Source organism: Kitasatospora sp. NPDC001119 (assembly GCF_053598475.1).
The window spans coordinates 1-19,532 of record NZ_JBSFKI010000072.1 but is presented as its reverse complement, the minus strand read 5'-3'; the positions used below and the strand labels follow the sequence as shown (position 1 = coordinate 19,532).

At 75.6% G+C, this 19,532-nt stretch carries 8 protein-coding genes; 4 read left to right on the top strand and 4 right to left on the bottom strand.

Going from position 1 to position 19,532, the window contains the following annotated elements:
* Positions 1–350 precede the first annotated feature (350 nt).
* The 3 genes from ACWDD9_RS42450 to ACWDD9_RS42440 are packed head-to-tail and all read left to right on the top strand — an operon-like array spanning position 351 to position 12,128.
* Positions 351–3,410 (top strand): non-ribosomal peptide synthetase, encoded by a 3,060-nt coding sequence (locus tag ACWDD9_RS42450; protein ID WP_449814615.1) that lies wholly within the window; start codon positions 351–353, stop codon positions 3,408–3,410.
* Between the two features lie 55 nt (positions 3,411–3,465).
* Positions 3,466–8,997 (top strand): amino acid adenylation domain-containing protein, encoded by a 5,532-nt coding sequence (locus ACWDD9_RS42445; protein ID WP_449814614.1) that lies wholly within the window; start codon positions 3,466–3,468, stop codon positions 8,995–8,997.
* Complete coding sequence (locus tag ACWDD9_RS42440; RefSeq protein ID WP_449814613.1) at positions 8,994–12,128, top strand: amino acid adenylation domain-containing protein; 3,135 nt, start codon at positions 8,994–8,996, stop codon at positions 12,126–12,128. The genes ACWDD9_RS42445 and ACWDD9_RS42440 overlap by 4 nt, the downstream gene beginning before the upstream one ends.
* Positions 12,129–12,189: 61 nt before the next feature.
* Here the strand turns inward: ACWDD9_RS42440 and ACWDD9_RS42435 are convergent, their stop codons facing one another.
* From ACWDD9_RS42435 to ACWDD9_RS42425, 3 genes are all read right to left on the bottom strand, one after another.
* Entirely contained in the window at positions 12,190–15,267 is a 3,078-nt protein-coding gene (locus ACWDD9_RS42435; protein WP_449814619.1) for an AMP-binding protein, read from the bottom strand.
* 163 nt (positions 15,268–15,430) lie between these two features.
* Positions 15,431–16,141, bottom strand: coding sequence for a phosphotransferase (locus ACWDD9_RS42430; protein ID WP_449814612.1), 711 nt, complete (start codon positions 16,139–16,141; stop codon positions 15,431–15,433).
* Entirely contained in the window at positions 16,138–16,668 is a 531-nt protein-coding gene (locus ACWDD9_RS42425) for a GNAT family N-acetyltransferase (protein WP_049650345.1), read from the bottom strand. The genes ACWDD9_RS42430 and ACWDD9_RS42425 overlap by 4 nt, the downstream gene beginning before the upstream one ends.
* 269 nt (positions 16,669–16,937) lie before the next feature.
* Here ACWDD9_RS42425 and ACWDD9_RS42420 point away from each other — a divergent pair, with 269 nt between their 5' ends.
* The gene (locus ACWDD9_RS42420; RefSeq protein WP_449814611.1) at positions 16,938–18,191 is read left to right on the top strand and encodes a hypothetical protein; all 1,254 of its coding nucleotides are present in this window, start codon (positions 16,938–16,940) and stop codon (positions 18,189–18,191) included.
* Between the two features lie 357 nt (positions 18,192–18,548).
* Here the strand turns inward: ACWDD9_RS42420 and ACWDD9_RS42415 are convergent.
* Positions 18,549–19,532 (bottom strand): XRE family transcriptional regulator (locus tag ACWDD9_RS42415; RefSeq protein WP_449814621.1); only part of this gene is annotated, 984 nt, incomplete at its 5' end.

The window sequence follows — 19,532 nt, the reverse complement described above, 5'->3', positions numbered from 1 at the left end:
GCGGGAGCGGCCGCCCGTTGAGACGATGACGAACGATCAGAAGCCCGCCCCCGTGGTCGCATTCCCGCAGGTTGGACGCGTTCATGACGTCTTTCCTACGGGTCGGAACGACCCTTGACGGCGCAGGGCTTCTCTGCCAACCTCTCGGCAGGTCTGGACCATGATCGGCCTCTTCGACGGGGAGAGGACCGACGGCGCTCCGGCGGTGCGCAGGGGGGATCTGCGGGCCGGGCAGGTCGAGGCCGGGGGGCGGCCCGTCGGCCGCGTCGCCAGAGCATCCGCGGCGTCGGCCACGTCGGCGCCCGGCCACGGGGAACGCACCATTCACCGACTGCCGAATCGAGCCGCACATGCCACACTCCCTCCCCCCGCACGCCTCGCCCTTCCAGCGGGGCATCTGGGTCACCGAGCGCCTCGGCGGCCACCACGGGGTGTTCCACATGCCCGTCCTGCTCTCCTTCGACCGGGTCGACGCCGACGCCCTCGCCCGTGCCGTCTCGACGGTGACGGCACGGCACCCCGTGCTGTCCCAGGTGTTCGTGGAGCGCGGCGGGAGCCTCGTCGCGGAGCCCGGCACCGCCCCGGTCCTCGACGTGGTCGACGCCTCCGAGGACTGCGCGCAGAGCCGGGAGAAGCGGCTGGCCGAGGACGCGGCACGCCCGTTGGACCTCCAGGCGGGCCCGTTGGCGCGGTTCACCCTCTACCGCGGCCGCGGTGAGGCGGCGGAGCTGCTCGCCGTCGTGCACCACGCGGTCTTCGACGGGGAGTCGAAGGACGTCCTGGTGGCGGACCTCGCCGCGGCCTACGCGCAGGCCCTGGGCGGGCCCGCCCCGGCCGCCGACCGGAGCCCGTCCACGCCCCCGTCCACGCCCCCGGCCCCGCTCGACCCCGACCTCGTCCGCCGGGCGGCGGACCGGTACGGCCCGCGGTGGGCTGCGGTGACCGAGCCCGTCCTCCCGGGGCTGCCGCACGCCGTCACCGCCCCGGCCTCCGGAGCCTGCGGCACGTGGCGGACGGACGCGCGCGGCCGGGCCGCCGTGGCCGAGGCCGCGGAGCGCTGCGGCGTCACCGTCTTCGAGTTCCTGCTCGCCGCACTGCACGCACTGCTGCTGCGCTACGGCGGCGAGGCCGTCCCGGTCTCCGTGCCGCTGTCCGTCCGGACGCCCGAACAGGCCGGGGAGATCGGGCTGTTCGTCAACGAGCTGCCGGTGCACGCCCCGGCCGGGGTGGGCACCGGGACGTCCTTCGCCGAGTACGCCCGGGCCGTGCGCGCCGAGGCCCGCGGCGGGTACCCGTTCCGCCCCGTGCCCTTCGGCGCGGCCGTCGGCGGCCTCACGCCGCGCGCCGGGCTGGCCCCCGTGTCGTTCGGCTACCGGCGCGCCCGCGCCGTGGACCCGGTGTTCCCGGGGAGCACCGTCCGGGTGGACCGCACGGTGTTCAACGGCGCCGCCCGCAACACCCTGCACCTCCAGGCGGTCGACACCGCCGACGGGCTCGCGTTCTCGCTCCAGTACGCCCCGGCGGTCCTGTCGCCGGACGCCGCGGACCGCGTCGCCGGGCACTACACGGCGCTGCTGGAAGCCGCGACGGCCACGCCCGAGGCGCCGCTGAACGCCCTGCCGGTGCTGGGCGCGGAGGAGCGGTACCTGGTGACGGACGGGTGGAACGCCACCGCCCGCTCCTACCCGCGCGAGCGCACCGTGCTGGACCTGGTGCGGGAGCGGGCCGCCGAGACGCCGGACGCCCCCGCCGTCAGCGCGGGCGCCGCGAGGCTGACCTACCGGGCGCTGGTGGCGCGGACCGAGGAACTGGCCGCCGTCCTGCGCGGGGCTGGCATCGGCCGGGGCGACGTCGTCGCCCTGCACCTGGAGCGCTCCGCCGACCTGCCCGCCGTCCTGCTCGCGGTGCACGCCGCCGGGGCCGCCTACCTGCCGCTCGACCCCGGACACCCCGCCGAGCGGCTCGCCTTCGTGCTCGCCGACTCCGGCGCGGCCCTGCTGGTCGCCGACCGGGAGCCCGCCCCCGACGTGGTGGCGGCGGCGCCGGCCGTCCTCCGGCTCGGGAGCGCCCGCGCCGAGCCGGGGTCCGCGGCGGCGCCGACCCCGCCCGGCGACCTCGCCTACGTGCTGTACACCTCCGGCTCGACCGGGCGGCCCAAGGGGGTGGAGATCGGGCACCGGGCGCTGGTGAACCTGCTGACCTCCTTCGCCGAACGGCTGGGCTCGGGGCCCGGGGACGTCTGGCTCGGCCTGACCTCGCTCTCCTTCGACATATCCGGGCTGGAGATCCTGCTGCCACTGGTCACCGGCGGCCGGCTGGTGCTCGCACCGGAGGGCGCCGCGCTGGACGCGCCCGGCACGGTCGGGCTGGTCCGGCGCGAAGGCGTGACCCACCTCCAGGCGACCCCCGCGGGCTGGCGCGTGCTGCTCAGCGCCGGGCCGCTGGCGGCCGGGCTGACCGGGATCGTCGGCGGGGAGGCCCTGCCGCTGCCGCTGGCCCGCGAACTCCGCGGCTCCCTCGGGCGGTTGATCAACGGGTACGGCCCGACCGAGGCGACGATCTACGCGACCTGCGCCGATGTCCCGGCCGGACCGGAGGCCGTGGTGATCGGCGGGCCGGTCGCCAACACCCGGGCGTACGTCCTGGACGCGGACGGCCGGCCGCTGCCGATCGGGATCCCCGGCGAGCTCCACCTGGGCGGCGACGGCGTCGCGGACGGCTACCGCGGCCGCCCCGAACTGACGGCGGAACGTTTCGTCGAGGACCCGTTCGCCGGAACCGGCGGCCGGATGTACCGCACCGGTGACCTCGCGGCGTGGACGCCGGACGGCGAACTGGAGTTCCACGGCCGGATCGACGACCAGGTGAAGATCCGCGGCCACCGGATCGAGCTGGGCGAGATCGAGGCCGCGCTGCTCGACCACCCGGCGGTCGCCGCGGCCGCCGTCGCCGTGTGCGGGCAGGCCGAGGGGGACCCCGCGCTCGTCGGCTACCGGGTGGCCGCACCCGGCGGCGAACCGCCGTCCGACGCGGACCTGCGGGACCACCTGCTGCGCACCCTCCCCGCGGTCATGGTGCCCCGGCAGTTCGTGGCCCTCGACCGCCTGCCGCTCACGGCGAGCGGCAAGCTCGACCGGCGCGCCCTGCCCGCCCCGCCGCGCACCGCCGCGGCCGGTCCCGTGGAGGCCGACGAGGTCACCGCGAGCGTCCTGGCGATCTGGGAGGAGGTCCTGGGCGCCTCCGGCATCGGCCCGGAGGACGACCTCTTCGACCTCGGCGGACACTCGCTGACGGTCATCCAGATCACCGCCCGGATCCGCGCCGCGTTCGGGGTCGAACTCGACTTCGACCTGTTCTTCGACGCCTCCACCCCGGCCGCCCTGGCCGCCGTCGTGCGAGAGCGGCGTTGACCGCCGCCGACCGCCCTTCCGCGACCGCCCCGCTCCACGCCCGAATGGACTGCCGATGACCGACACCCGGGACCTGCCCGCAGACTGGTCCGCCGCCAAACGATCCCTCCTCGCCCAGCGCCTGCGGGGCGCCGCGGCCCCGGTGCGGGTGGTCGAGCCCCGCCCTGCGGACAGCGCGCCGCCACTGTCCAGCGGACAGGAACGGCTCTGGTTCATGGACCAGTTCACGCCCGGCGCGACCGCGTACACGCTCGCCCCGGCCCGGCGGCTGCGCGGGCCGCTGGACCGCCCGGCGCTGGACGCCGCCCTGGCCGCCCTGGTGGAGCGCCACGAGGGGCTGCGGATGACCTTCCCGGTCACGGAGGACGGCAGGGCCGAGGTCCTGGTCGCCGAACCGGGCCCGTTCCCCGCCGAGTTCGTGGACGCCTCCGACGACCCCGACCCGGGACGAAGAGCCGCGGACGAGATCGGCGCGCTCGCCGCCAGACCCTTCGACCTCGCGAGCGGCCCCCTGCTGCGGGCCCTGCTGGTCCGGCTCGCCGACGAGGACCACGTCCTCGCCCTGGTCATGCACCACATCGTCGGCGACGGCTGGTCGATCGACATCCTCAACCGCGAACTGGACGCGCTCTACGCCCGGTACGCCCACGGCGCCGACGCCGGACTCCCGCCGCTCCCGGTGCAGTTCGGGGACTACGCGCGCTGGCAGCGCGACCGGCTGGACAGCGGCGCCCTGGCCGACTCCCGCGCCTACTGGCGCACCGAACTCGCCGACGTCCCCGCCCTGGAGCTGCCCGCCGACCGCCCCCGGCCGCCGCTGCTCGGCTACGACGGCGCGGCCGTGGAACTGCACTGGAGCCCGGAGCTCGTGCACGCCCTCGCGGAGTGCGCACGCGCCCGCGGGGCGTCGACGTACATGGTGCTGATGGCCGGGCTCCAGGCGCTGCTCGGCCGGCACGCCGGACAGCGGGACTTCGCGGTCGGCTCGGCCGTGGCCGGCCGGCTCCACCGCGAACTGGAGGGCGTGGTCGGCGCGTTCGTCAACATGCTGCCGATCCGGGCGCGACTGGAGGAGGGGCTCACCTTCGGGCAGCTCGTCGGCCGGGTGCGGGAGACGACGCTGAACGCCTACACCCACCAGGAGGTGCCGTTCGAGCAGATGGTCGCGGACCTGGACATCGAGCGGGACGTCAGCCGCTCGGCGGTGTTCCAGGTGACCTTCGCCTTCCAGAACTACGGCGACCGAGCGGCCTCCGCCGCACCCGCCGCCACCGCGGAGGGATTCGGGCACGCGGCCACCACCAGCCACGCAGACCTCGCGTTCTACCTCCGGGAGAAGAAGGACGGCGGGCTCTTCGGCCTGATCACCTACCGCACCGACCTGTTCGACGCCGACACCGTGCGCCGGCTCACCGAGCGCTTCGAGGTCCTGCTCACCGCGGCCGCCGCCGATCCGGACCGGCCCGTCGAGGACCTCCCGCTGCTGACCGCGACCGAGCGCGGCGACGTGCTCGACCACTGGGCGGCCGGCCCGGACCTCCCCGACGGCGGGCCCCGGACGCTGACCGCGCTGCTCGCCGCCGCGGCCCGGGAGGCGGGCGACCGCCCGGCCCTGGTCTTCGAGGACGCCACCGTCACCCACCGCGAACTCGACACCAGGGCGACGGCCCTGGCCCGGCGGCTGCGGGCGCTGGGCGTCCGGCCGGACGACCGGGTGGCGGTGTGCCTGGAGCAGTCGCCGGACCTGGCGGTCGCGCTGGTCGCCGTCCTGAAGGCCGGCGGCTGCTACCTGCCACTGGACCCGGAGCAGCCGCCCGCCCGGCTGTCCCACCTGGTGGCGGACGCCGACGCGCGCGTCCTGGTGACGGACTCGGCGCTGCGGGAACGCTTCCCCGCGTACGGGGGCGCGGAGCTGCTCGTGGACCGCGCCGCACCGGCGCCGGACGACGCCCCGGACGACGCGCCGCTCCCGGAGGCCTCCGGCCCCGACGACCTCGCGTACGTCATCTACACCTCCGGGTCCACCGGGCAGCCCAAGGGCGTCGCGGTGCAGCACCGCGAGATCCTCAACTACCTGGCCGGCGTGCGGGACCGGCTGCGGATCGAGCCCGGCGCCCGCTACGGCCTGCTGCAGTCCCTGTCCTTCGACTTCAGCATCACGATGCTCTACCTGGCGCTCACCACCGGCGGCCAGGTCCACCTGCTGCCCCGCCGCATCGCCGGCGCCGAACTCGCCGGGCACATCGAGGCGTCGCGGCTCGACTACCTCAAGATGACGCCCTCCCACCTGGCCGCGCTGTCCGCCGACGCCCCGCTCGAGCGCCTGCTGCCGCACCGGGCCCTGGTGCTCGGCGGCGAGGCCTCGTCCCGGGCCTGGGCCGCCGACCTGGCCGGCCTCGGCCGGTGCGCGGTGTTCAACCACTACGGCCCCACCGAGGCGACGGTCGGCGTCACCGTCCACGAGGTCCACCCGGAGGACCACGGCCCGGGGAACACGCCGATCGGCACCCCGCTCGCGGGCGCGCGCTGCTACGTACTGGACGGCGCCCGGCGGCCGGTACCGCCCGGCGTGACCGGGGAGCTCCACCTCGGGGGGCACCGGCTCGCCCGCGGCTACCTGGGCCGCCCCGACCTGACCGCGGAACGCTTCCTCGACGACCCGTTCGCCGCGACCGGCGGCCGGATGTACCGCACCGGCGACCTCGCCCGCTGGCGGACGGACGGCACGCTGGAATACCTCGGACGCGCCGACGACCAGATCAAGGTCCGCGGCTACCGGGTCGAGCCCGGCGAGATCGAGGCCGCCCTCACCGCGCTGCCCGGCGTCACCCAGGCCTTCGTGACCGTCCGGGGCGAGGGGATCAGGCAGAACCTCGTCGCCTACCTCGAACGCCCGGGCGGCGGAACCGCCCCCGCCCCCGCCGAACTGCGCGCGGAGCTCGGCGCCGTCCTGCCGGACTACATGGTCCCCGCCCGGTTCGTCGTCCTCGACCGGCTGCCGCTGCTGGCCCACGGCAAGGTCGACCGCAAGGCCCTGCCCGAACCCGAGGACGCCGCCCCGGCCGCCGGCCGGGTGGAGCCCGAGGGCGCGACCGAGACGCTGATCGCCGCGATCTGGGCCGAGGTGCTCGACGTCGCGACGGTCGGCGCCCTGGACGACTTCTTCGAGATCGGCGGGCACTCGCTGCTCGCCACCCAGGTCGTCGCCCGGCTGCGCCGCGCCTTCCCCGACCTGCCGACACCCGTCGGCGTGATGGACCTCTTCCGCTTCCCGACCGTCCGCCGACTCGCCGTGCTCGTCGCCGACCCGGCCGCCGACCGGGGGCCGCAGGGCCTGCTGCACCGCCTCACCCCCGAGCGGCGCCGCACCACCGGAAGCGTCGTCTGCACACCCTACGGCGGCGGCAGCGCCCTCATCTACAAACCGCTCGCCGACGCCCTGCCCGAGGACTGGGCACTGCACTCCGTCGCCGTCCCCGGACACGAACTCGGCGAGGAGCCGATGGACGTCGACGAGGTCGCCGACCGCTGCGCCCGCGAGATCCTCGAGAACGTCGAGGGCCGGATCGTGCTGTACGGGCACTGCGGGGTCGGCGTGCGCCTCGCCGTCGAGATCGCCCGCCGGGTCGAGGCCGCCGGCCGCGACATCGACGCCGTCCACCTCGGCGGCATCTTTCCCTTCGCCCGGCCCAAGGGCCGCGGCGCGGCGGTCGGGGAGCGCTGGGCCGAACTCCTCGACCGGCTGCGCAGCGACCAGGACATGATCAACGGGCTGGCCGCCGCCGGCCTGGACACCGACGAACTGGACCCGGAGCAGCTGCGGCTCATCGTCCGCAACCGCCGTACCGGCACCAAGGACGTCGAACGGTACTTCACCCGGATGTTCGCGACCGAGGGCGGCCGGATCAAGGCCCCGGTGATCGCGGTCTGCGGCGACCGCGACCCGGCCACCGAGTTCTACCAGGAGCGCTTCCGCGAGTGGCACCGGATCGCCGACACCACCGCGGTCGTCGTCCTCGACGAGGCCGGCCACTTCTACCTCAAGTACCGGGCCGCCGAACTCGCGGCCGTCGTCACCGGCGTCCACCGGTCGATCGCCGCGGGGGAGGAGGACCGCCACCGCCGCACGGACAGCGCGACCTGGTGGCTGGCCGGGCTCTCCCGGGACGCCGAACGGCCGGCCGCGGACGGGGACCGGGCGTCCGTCCGCCCCACCATGCGCCGCTTCCTCACCGTCGCCTCCGGGCAGCAGGTGTCGATGATCGGATCGGCGCTCACCGAGTTCGCCCTCCCGGTCTGGATCTACCTGCGCACCGGCTCCCTGGCCCAGTTCGGACTGCTGGCCGCCTGCGGACTGGTCCCCGGCATCCTCGCCGCCCCGCTCGCCGGCGCGGTCGTCGACCGGGGGGACCGGCGCCGGACCATGCTCCTCGGCGACCTCGCCGCCGGACTCACCCAGGCCCTCCTGCTCCTGCTGTACGCCACCGGCGGCCTCCAGGTCTGGCACGCCTACGCGCTCATCGCCGTGCTGTCCGCCGCCCTCTCCTTCCAACGGCTCGCCTGGAACGCGGCGGTGCCGCAGCTCGTCCCCAAGCGCTACCTCGGCCGCGCCAACGGCGTGGTCCAGATGGCCTTCGGCCTCGCCCAGTTCCTCGTCCCGCTGTTCGCCGTCGGGCTGCTCGCCGCGATCGGACTCGGCGGCATCCTCGCCCTCGACGTGGCCGGCTACGCCGTCGCGGTCACCGTCACCCTGGCCGTCCGGTTCCCCGACCTGATGGGCTCCACCCGCCGGGAGAGCATCGCCGCGGAGATCCGCGAAGGCTTCCGCCGGGCCCTGGGCAGCAGGCACTTCCGCGCGATGCTGCTGTACTTCGCCGTCCTGAACGTCTTCCTCTCCCCGCTGTTCCTGCTCACCACCCCGCTCGTGCTCTCCTTCGCCCCGCTCTCGGCGGCCGGCTGGGTGTCGACGGCCGCCGGCCTCGGCGCCGTGCTCGGCGGGATCACGCTGGTGGCCTGGGGCGGACCGCGCCGCCGGAAGCTGCGCGGGGTGCTGCTCGCCACCCTGGTGGTCGCCGCGGCCTGCCTGCTCACCGGGCTGCGCCCGTCGATCTGGACGGTCGCCCTCGGCGCGTTCGGCATGACCTTCGCGCTCGCCCTGCTCAACGGTGCCTACGCGACCATCGTGCAGACCAAGGTGCCGCTGCGCTTCCACGGCCGGGTGATCGCCGTGAACACCATGGTCGCCTGGTCGACCCTGCCGGTCGGCTTCGCCGTGGTCGCCCCGTTCGGCCCCGGACTCCTCCAGCCGCTGATGGACCACGACGGCGCCCTCGCCGGCAGCGTCGGGCGGCTCATCGGCACCGGCGACGGCCGCGGCATCGGACTGCTCTACCTGCTGTTCGGCCTCGCCATGGCGGCCCTCGCGCTGGTCTGCCTGGCCGTGCCCGTGCTGCGCCACTTCGACCGGGACGTCCCCGACGCCGAGCCCGACGACCTGGTCGGCCTGCAGACCATCCAGGACCGGGCCGCCGACGCCGCCGCGCCCACCCTCCCGCACCGCTCCGAGACCGAGGTGACCGTCCGGTGACCACCACCGCCACCGCCATCCACCCGCTGACCGCCGAACAGCGCCGGCTCTGGTTCCTCCAGCAGGTCCACCCGGACGACGCCGGCTTCAACATGTACCTCAACCGGCGCTGGACCGGGCCGATCGACCCCCGGGCCCTGCGCACCGCGCTGGACCGGCTGACCGCCCGCCACGAGATCCTCCGCACCCGCTTCGCGCCCGAAGGACCCGACGAGGCGGAGCCCGTCCAGCTGGTCCAGCCCCCGGCCGCGACCGACCTGGTCACGATCCGCCTGCCCGAGGGCGCGACCGAGCAGGACTTCACCGACGCCTGCCGCCCGTACGTCAACGCCCCGTTCGACCTCGCCGCCGCGCCGCCGCTGCGCGCGACCCTGATCAGCGGGGGCGAGCGGGAACACGCGGTCAGCGTGGTGGTCCACCACATCGTCGCGGACGGCTGGTCCTTCCGCACGATGTGGCGCGAACTGCTCGCCCTCTACCGCGAGGCGATCGGCGAGGCACCCGCGGAACTGCCGGAACTCGCCCTGCAGTACGGCGACTTCGCCCGCGCCGAACGCGCCAGGACGGGCGGGGAGGCGGGCGAGGAGGCCTTCCGGTTCTGGGCGGACCGGCTCGCCGGCACCGGAGCGCTGCGCCTCCCGTTCGACCGGCCGAGACCGTCCAGCCCCACCAGACCCGCCGGGTTCGTCACCGTCGACCTCGGCCCCGAGCTGACCGCCGCCCTCGACCGGACGGCCCGGCAGGAGCGGTGCACCCCGTTCATGGTGCTGCTGGCCGGCTACCAGAGCGTGCTCGCGCGCTGGACCGGCTGCCGGGACTTCGTGGTCGGCACCCCGCTGGCGGGCCGTACCGAGGCGGCGCACGAGGCGCTGCTCGGCTACTTCAACCGCACCGCGGTGATCAGGTCGGACCTCACCGGCGAGCCCGGCTTCCGCACCGTGCTGAAGCGGACCAGGTCCGCCGCACTGGCCGCGCTGAGCCGTCCCGACGCCCCGGCCGAGCGGCTCGCCGCCCACCTCGGCCTGCCCGCGGACACCGGAGCCGGACCGCTCTACCAGGCCGTCTTCGTCCACCAGAGCCAGAACGACCTGGCGGTCGGCTCCGGCGAGCCGGCCCTGCCCGAGGGCGTCCGGACGACCGGCATGGACTCCGGCTTCGACCAGGCCAAGACGGACCTGCTGCTCGACAGCTGGCGCACCCCCGACGGCGGGATCACGCTCTCCTTCTGCTACGACCGCGAGCTGTTCGACCGGGGGACCGTCGAGGCGCTCGGCGACCGGTGCCGCGAGCTGTACGCGCGGATCGTCGAGGACCCGGAACTCCCCCTGCACGGCGACTGGTTCGTCGGCGCCGAGGAGCGGGCGGCGCTGCTCGCCCTCGGGGCGGGCCCGGCCGCTCCGGCCGCCGTACGGACGGTGCTGGAGCGGTTCGCCGCGCAGGCCGCCGCCCGACCGGACGCGCCGGCCCTGGAGTGCGACGGACGGACGCTGTCCTACGCCGAACTCGACCGGCGGTCCACCGAACTGGCCCGCCGGCTCGGCCCGGTGGCCGGCCGGGTGGTCGCGGTGTCGATGGCGCCCTCCTTCGACCTGGTGGTGGCCCTGACGGCGGTCTGGAAGGCCGGTGCCGCCTACCTCCCGCTCGACCCGGCCCACCCCGAGGAGCGCCGCGCCCTGATGGTCCGGGAGGCCGACGCCGTCCTCACCCTCACCGGCACGGACCTGCCGGGGGCGGGGACCGCCGACCTCGCCCCGCCCGACCCGCGGGCCCTCGCGTACGTCCTCTACACCTCCGGGTCCACCGGGGCGCCGAAGGCCGTCGCGGTCGACCACCCGGCGGTCTCCGCCCGGGTCGACTGGATGGCGGGCCCGGACGGCTACGCGCTGGGCCCCGACGACCGGATCGTCCAGTTCGCCTCCCTCGGCTTCGACACCCACGTGGAGGAGCTCTGGCCGGCCCTCGCGGCCGGGGCGTGCGTGGTGCTCCTGCCCGGCGGCGGCCGGACCCTGCCCGACCTGCTGGCCGGTCCGGCCGGCCGGACCGTCACCGTGCTCGACCTGCCGACCGCGTACTGGGAGGAGCTCGTCGGCCTGGACGACGGGACCAGCTGGCCGGACGCGCTGCGCCTGGTCGTCATCGGCGGTTCCGAGGCGCGCGCCGGTACGGTCGCCCGCTGGCGCCGGCGGCACGGGGACGCGGTCCGGCTCGTCAACACCTACGGCCCCACCGAGGCCACCGTGATCGTCACCGCGGCCGAGCTGACGGCCTCCGACGCCGACCGCCGGCCCTCGCTGGGCCGCCCGCTGCCCGGCGTCAGGCTCCACGTGCTGGACGAGCACGGCGGACTGCTGCCCCGGGGCTCCGAGGGCGAGCTGTACATCGGCGGCAGCGGCCTGGCCCGGGGCTACCTGGGCCGGCCCGACCTGACCGCGACGGCCTTCGTACCCGACCCCTTCGCCGGCGGCGTGATGTACCGCACCGGAGACCGGGCCCGGTGGCGGGCGGACGGCCGGCTGGAGTTCCTGGGGCGCGGCGACGCGCAGCTGAAGCTCCGCGGCTACCGGATCGAGCCCGCCGAGATCGAGTCCGCGCTGACCGCGCACCCGGGCGTCGCGCAGGCCGCCGTGCTGGTCCGCGACGGCCGTCGGCTGCTGGCGTACGCCGTCCCGCGCCCGGGGGCCGAGCCCGGGCCGGCCGAGCTGCGCGAGCACCTCGCCGTACGGCTTCCCGCCTACATGGTCCCGGACGCCGTCGTCACGCTGGCCCGGCTGCCGCTGACCCCGAACGGCAAGCCCGACCTCGCGGCCTTGCCCGACCCCGGGCCGGCCGCCGGGTCGGGTTACGTCGCGCCGCGCACCGACGCCGAGCAGCTGGTCACCGAGCTGTGGCAGGAGGTCCTCGGAGTGCCGCGGGTCGGGGTGTTCGACGACTTCCTCGCGCTGGGCGGGGACTCGCTCCTGGTCACCCGGGTCGCCGCGCGGATCCGGGCCGGGATCGGACTCGACATCCCCATCCGCGAGGTGTTCGAGAGCAGTACACCGGCCGCCCTCGCGGCCCGGATCGAGGCGCTGCTGATCGCCGAGATCGACGCGCTCAGCGAGGAGGAGGCGGCCGGGCGCCTCTCCGGCTGAGCGGGCGGCCGAATGGTCCGGGGGTGCGGCCGGTGACGGCCGCACCCCCGCTCGCCTCCTGTCAGATGCCGGCCGCCCCGGCCAGCGCCGCGGCGAGGTCGTCGGCCAGCGCCGACACCGTCGCCGCCTCGAACGCGTGCTCGTTGTACCGCAGCCAGCACCGCAGCGCGCCGTCCGGCTGCTCGGTGACCGCCAGCTCGGGGACGTGCCGGTCACCGCCCGGCAGCGGATACGGCACGGTGGCGTTGCGGGGCAGCTCCCAGGCCGCGCAGGCCACCCCCGGCAGCTGGGCCGGCGCGCTCCAGTTCTCGTACCGCAGCCAGGCCGCGAACGGCACCAGCGGGCTGAACTCCGCGAACGGGTAGAGCTGGTGGTCGAGCGCCGTGGTGGCGGCGGACCGGACCCGGTCGAGCAGTTCGGCGAACCCCGGCGCGCCCGACACGTCCACCCGCACCAGCAGCGACTGCACGAAACAGCCGACCGCCCGCTCCGCCTCCGGCCTGGTCCGCCCGGGCACCGGCGTCATGAGGACGAGGTCCGGCTGTCCGCTGCGGGCGGCCAGCAGGCCGCTCCAGACCGCCGCCACCGCGAGGAACGGCGTGGCCCCCAGCTCCGCCGCCCTGGCCCGCAGCGCGTCCGCCGCCGCCGGGGGCACCGTGAACGCGTGGGCGGCGCTCAGCACCACCTCGGTGTGCCGGCGCCCCGGGAAGGGGTCGATCGCGGCGGGCGCGTGCGCGAGCGCCGTCCCGAAGTGCGACCGGGACGCCGGCCAGTGGGCGTTCGACCACTCCACCAGCTCGCCGTACTCCGGGCCGGGCCGGGCGGCCGGCACCCGGCGCCCGTGGCACAGCGCCGAGTACGCCACCCCCAGCTCGCGCAGGAGCACCCCCAGCGACCAGCCGTCGCTGACGAGGTGGTGGACGGCCAGCAGGACGACGTGGTCCGCCGGCCCGCGGCTCACCACGGCCAGCCTGGTCATCGGCCCCGAGGCGACGTCCGTCAGCCGGTCGCGCACGGCGACCAGCCGCGCCGACACCTCGTCGTCGCTCGCGCCGGGCGCCTCCACCAGCACCACGTCCGCGTGCGGCTCGTCGTCCAGGACGGCCCGCAGCACCCCCGGTTCGGCGCCGGGCACCGGGACGAACCTGGTCCGCAGCGCGGGATGGCGGCGGATCGCCTCGTGCAGGGCGTCGGCCAGGACGTCCGTCCGCAGGCCCTCCGTCACCCGGAACATCACCGCCACCGCGCCGACGTTGCGGCCCGGGGCCTCGGCCATCCAGCGCAGGAAGTTCTCCTGCTGGGAGGTGAGCGGCAGGTCGTGCGGCTGCGCGCGCAGCGAGCGGAGGAAGTCCGACACCTCGGCCCCGGAGCGCTCCACCGTCCCGGCCGGGGCGACGTCGGCCCGTTCCAGCCAGGCCGCCTGGGCGCGCAGCGAGGGGCGCTCGAAGACCAGCGCCGTACGGGCCGCCACACCGAACTCGGCGGAGATCGCGGCGGCCAGCTGGACGGCGCGGAACGAGTCCCCGCCGAGGGCGAAGAACTCCTCCTCCACCGCCCGGACCGGCCGTCCCAGCACGGCCCGCCACAGGCCGGCCAGGGCGAGCTCGCGTTCCGTCTCCGGGGCCCTTCCGGTCGTCGGGGCGGGCTCCTCGAACGCGGTCCGCAGCTCGTGCTTGAGCACCTTGCCGCTCGGGTTGCGCGGCAGGGAGTCCAACACCAGGACGCGCACCGGCAGTTCGGGCCTGGCCAGCCGCTCGCTCAGGAACAGCCGCAGGCCGTCGAGGTCGATCCCGTCCGGTCGCGGGACCACCGCGGCGACCGGCACCTGTCCCATCACCGGGTGCGGCAGGCCGAGCGCGGCCGCGTCGGCGACCTGCGGGTGCTCGTGCAGCACGGCCTCGATCCGCAGCGTCGAGACCTTCAGCGCACCGGACTTGACGATGTCGCTCTCCCGGTCGACGAGGTGGAGGTAGCCGTCCCCGTCCAGTCGGCCGAGGTCGCCCATCCGCACCCAGCCGTCGCGGAAGACGGCGTCGGAGGCCGCCCCGGCGTACCCGCGCGGCGGGCCGGGCTGGCGCAGCCAGATCTCGCCGGTCCCGCCGGGCGGCACCGGCTCCCCGGCCTCGTCCAGGATCCTCAGGTCGGCCGGGTCGGTCGGGCGGCCCAGCGAACCCGGACGGCCCGGGTCCACCACCGCGGAGATCTGCGCGGGGGCGGCCTCGGCCGAGGTATAGGTGTTGACGACCGTCGCCTTCGGCAGGGCGGCGGACAGCCCGGCGGCGACGGCGGGCGGCAGCGCGGCGGCGGTGGACCCGACCAGCCGGACGCTGCCGAGGTCCCGGCGGTCGGCGATCCCGGAGTTCAGCAGTTCCACCGCCATCGACGGCACCAGGAAGACCGTGCCCGCGCCGGACTCCTCGACCACCCGCCCGAACTCCTCGGCGTCGAAGCGCGGCAGGCAGATCGTCGTGGGCTGCGCGGTCAGCGCGTTCACCAGCACCGCCTGGGCGGCGTTGGTGCCGATCGGGAAGGCGTGCACCGCGTGCCGCGAATGCGCGTACGGGCGGGGGCGGGGGTCGAGGACCAGCCCGGCGGTCAGGCTCGCGTGCGCGGCCCGGACGCCCTTCGGGGTTCCGGTCGTGCCCGAGGTCCCGATGACCTGGGCCAGGTCCCCGGGGGCGACCCGGTGCGGCGGCTCGTCCGGGGTCGGCGTGTCCGGCGTGTCGAGACCGCCGAGGCCGTCGAGTCCTTCGAGCGCGAAGGTGGGCAGCGCGGTGCGCGGGCCGTTCCCGGCGACCGCCCAGCGCGCCCCGGCCGCCTCGACCAGCCGCTCCACATCGGCCGGGGCCAAGTCCTCGCGGATCACCAGCCCGGCCGCACCCGCGTAGTGGGCGGCCAGGAACGCCACGGCGTACGCGTCCCACTCCCGGTTGGTGAACAGCAGCGCCACCGTGTCCCCGGGCCGCACGCCCGCCCCGGCCAGCCCGTGCGCGGCCCGCACCGCCCGCTCGCGCCACCGGCCGTAGGTGAGGCTCCCGCCACCGGGCACGAGCAGCGCGGTGCGATCGGGATGGAGCGCCGCCCGGTGGTCCAGGAGCGCCGGGAGGGTGAGCGGAACGGAGGCGGGTCGGGCGCTGATGACGACTCCCGGAGGCGTTCGGAGCGTGGCGGAACGATGCCACAGGAAGATCGCCCGCTGATTGGTCCAGACCGTATCGGACTGGTCGAGGCGTGCGCCAGATCCGTCTCACAGATCGTCACGACCCGCTGTGCGCGCGCCCGGAGCGCCCGCCCCGCCTGGGTCAGGAGGGCGGCCCCGGCTGCTCCGGCCAGCCCGCCGTCAGGCGCCCGCGCTCCTGCCACTGCCGTACCCCCGGCCCGCCCGGGTCGCCCCGGCGGCAGAACTCCTCCAGCCGGGCGCACCGGGCGAGCATGGCGGCCCGGCGCCGCGGCCAGGGCGGCACCGGCTGCCCGTACGCGTCGAAGAGGTGGTGCAGGGCGCCCGCCCGGGCCGGGTGGTGCATGCGGACGATCCACTCGCACCAGGCCAGGTCCTCCACCGGCTCGCCGAGATGGGCGAACTCCCAGTCCAGCAGGCCGGTGACGGCGAAGGTCGCCGGGTCCAGCAGCAGGTTGTTGGGCCCGAAGTCCCCGTGCGCCAGCACCGAACCCGGGGGCGCCGGACCGTCGCCGGCCACGCCGGGGTCGACAGCCTGGAGCCGTCGCAGCACCCGCCCGCAGGCGGCCAGGACCTGCGCGCCGTGCCCGGCGTCCAGCAGGTCCTGCGCGGGCACTCCGGGAAGGTGGCCGAGCGTGATGGCGCCCGGCTCGGTGCCGAGCACCGGGGGAACCGGCAGCAGCCCGTGCAGCAGGGACAGCAGCCGGTGCTCGCGCCGGCGCCGCTCCTCGGCGTCCGGCCCCTCGTACCGTTTCACGACGACCGTGCCGTCACCCGCGGTGCGGTTGGTGTAGCCGTGGGGGAGGGGCCGCAGCCCGGACGGGCCGTCGCTCACCCCTGCCACTCCTCGGCCAGTAGCCCGAGCACCAGCTGGTCCACGAACTCCCCGTACGCCCAGGCGGCTTGGCGCAGCCGCCCCTCGACGGTGAAGCCGGCCGTGGCGGCGGCCCGGAGCATCGGGGTGTTGTCCGCCAGGGTCTCCAGCTGGAGACGGCGCAGGCCGAGCACCGGGAAGGCGTAGTGGCAGAGCACCCGCAGGACGTCCGGGGCGAGGCCGCGCCCCCGGTGACCCGGCAGGAGGGCGAGGCCCAGGTGGGCGCTGCGGTTGTGGGCGTCGATGCCCCACAGCAGGGCCTCACCGGCCAGCTCCCCGGAGGCCGTCTCGACCACGGAGAAGCAGGCGGCCTCGTCGGACGGCCCGGGAACGACGTACGGGGAGTCCGCCGAGCCGGGCGGGATGGGCCGCCAGGGCCGGGTGTCGGCCCGGGCGCGGGTCGCCACGTCGTCGTACAACTCGGCCAGGAGGACCGGGAGGTCGGCGTCGTGACGGGCCCGGAGGGTGATGAGGGTGCCTTGTAACATGTCACATGTTTACCATCGGCGGGACTGTCGCATCCAACGGGTTTTCCGGTGCCGACCGGCTTTCCGGGGCCGGAAGCCCCCTCCGGGATCGCGATGCCGGGCCGACGGCCGGTCAGGTGGCCCGAGCGACGGGGGTCGCCAACCCCCGTGCTCTCGGGGCGGGTTGATGATTCCCACTCGACGGTGGCGTGCTCCCGCCCCGCACGGTTCACCCGGACGGCGCCGTGTGTTGCCCCTCGAGAGGAACGCGGCTCGATTACAAGGTTTGTATGAGAAACATCCACTACGGAACCGGTGGAATCGCCGCCTCGGCCGCCCTGGCGGCCCTTCTCGTCTGCGCCCCGCACCAGGCGTCTGCGGCCCCCGGAATCCACACGTTCGACTACAAGGGCGCGCCCGAGCAGTACGTGGTCCCCGAAGGGATCTGCGAGCTGGTGGTGCAAGCCTCTGGCGGTGCGGGAGGGAACGCCGTCTACGGGTCGCCCGGCGGGAAGGGCGGTCAGGTCCGAGCCACGGTCCAGGTTACGAGCGGTCAGGTGCTGACCGTCGACGTGGGGCAGGCGGGCAGCGGAGGAGACCTCTCCGTCCCCGGCAGCCTGGCCTACGGCGGGTACGGCGGCGGCGGCCAGGGCGGCTCCTCCAACACGGAGCACCGGCCCGGCAACGGCGCCATCGGTGCCGGCGGCGGAGGCGCCACCACCGTGACGACGGGTGGCAGCGCGCTGATCATCGCGGGTGGCGGCGGCGGAGGTGCCGGCAGTTTCACCAACGACGGAACCGCGTCCGGCGGCGCCGGCGGGCAGGCCGGAACCGACGGGGCCGACACCGGGCAGAGCGCGGCGGGCAAGGGCGGCAAGTCCGGCGGAAACGGGGGAGCGGGTGGCGCGGGCGGAACCGCCACCACCGAGTTCGACCACGACGGCTTCGCGGGCGGCAGCGCCACCGGCACCAAGGGCGGCGACGCGGCCGTCAACATCGGCGACCCCCACATGGGCGCCGGCGGCGGAGGCGGTGGCGGTGCCCACGGGGGCGGCGCCGGCGGCTCCTCCACGGCGAGCACGCTCGACGGCGGCGGGGGAGGCGGCGGCTCCAGCCTCGGCCCGGCCGCCGCGACCTTCACCACCGGAGCGCGCAGCGGCAACGGGGAGGTCGTGATCGAGGAGGTCGCCTGCGCCTCCCCCTCGCCGTCCCCGTCCCCGTCCTCCTCGCCCTCCCCCTCGCCGTCCCCGTCCTCCTCGCCGTCCCCGACTACCTCTCCCACCCACTCGCCGTCCCCGACGGCTTCTCCCACCCACTCGGCGTCCCCGACGACCGGCCCGAGCCACTCGGCGTCCCGCGGCCCGTCGCCCACGGGCGGCCCGAGCCACCACCACTCGCCCGGTCCGGCGCCCGGCCACGGTGGGGGCCAACTCCCCGAGACCGGGAGCAGCACACCGACCCTCCTGATGAGCGCCCTGCTCTGCGTGGGCGTCGGTGTCGCCGTGTTCCGTCTCGCCCGCCGGAACGGCCGCCGGCGCTCCTGACGCCGGCGTGGCCCACGGAGCCCACCCGCTGCATGGGAAGTCGGCCGGTCCGACTTCCCATGCGGCGGAAGCCGGTTGTGCTGATCGCGGTCCTCCGCGTCCATCGCCTCAGGTCGTCGGGCCGAGGCCCTCCGAAAGGGCGACGGCCTCCTCCGGCGCCCCGGTGCGCGCGACCGGCTCGCCGCAGGTCCGACGCCTGTGGCCTCGTCGCGTGTTCGCCTCGATCATCGCGACTGGATCCCCTTGCTCAAGTCTGCTCGTCGAACCGGAAGTTCCAGATCTCTTCCAGTTGGCTATCCGATCTCCCTGCGCGATGGGGTCGGTTGTCACCTTCCGGGGTTGGGGCTGCGCCTCGGGTCACACGCCGGTCGTGATCCCCACCGCCTCGGCGAGCTCCAACGTCTCCGCTCGCATCGCGCGCGGCGACTTCCGCCACAACTCGGCCGCGACCGAACGAGCCTGGGGTGTGAACCGGACCGTCTCCGGGCTGATCCGCAGCGCGATCCCCATCACGTGCAGCGCGGCGGTCCGGTCGCCCCGATGCATGTGCGACCGGGCCGCATCCACCCACAGCCTGGTTCGGCGCTCCGTCGACGGGATCGAGTCCGGGTCGATCTCGTCCGCCAGCGACAGTGCCTTGCCTGAGCTCCGCAGCTCGGTGGAGATGCTGACCGCGTGAAGGTCGACGTTCGCCCGCCCGAACACCGTCGACAGCTCGGTGTACCCGGCCGGCAGTGACTTCGCGACCTTGTCGGCCGTGTCCCAGTGGTTCCACGCCATCCCGTCCCGGCCGTCCCGCGCCTCGGTGATCGCCGCGTGCAGGTGCAGCGCCCCGTACAGGCCCCGCCAGTGCTGCGGTCCGTCGGCGAGGTGCGGGCGCAGCCGGTCGGCTGCCGTGGTCACCATCAGCATGGCGCCTTCGTGCTCACCGACGGCGCGCATGGTGTTCGCGAGGTTCCATGCGGCGGCGCCCATGGCGGCCGGGTCGTCGGCGTCGGCGGCGGCTGCCATGGCACGGTCGCCGAGCATCCACACGGCCTCTGCCGGGCCGATGTACGCAATCACCTGCTGCGCGAGCCGGTACGCGGAGGCGAGCCCCACCAGTGCAGTGCGGCGGTCGTCGCCGCCGGCCGAGCGGGCCAGCGCCTCCCCGTGCCGGATCAGGTCCGGGGCGATGTTCCCGACGGCGGTCCGGTTGTTCGCCGCCTGGTGCCACAGGCGCCACCCGGCATCGACATCGGCGGCGTAGGTGTTCTGACCCGTGAGGTTGGGGACGCGGCTGGCGGGTGGTTTGCCTGCGAGTGCGGTGTGTCCGCGGTGGTGATTGTAGGTGTGGAGCCA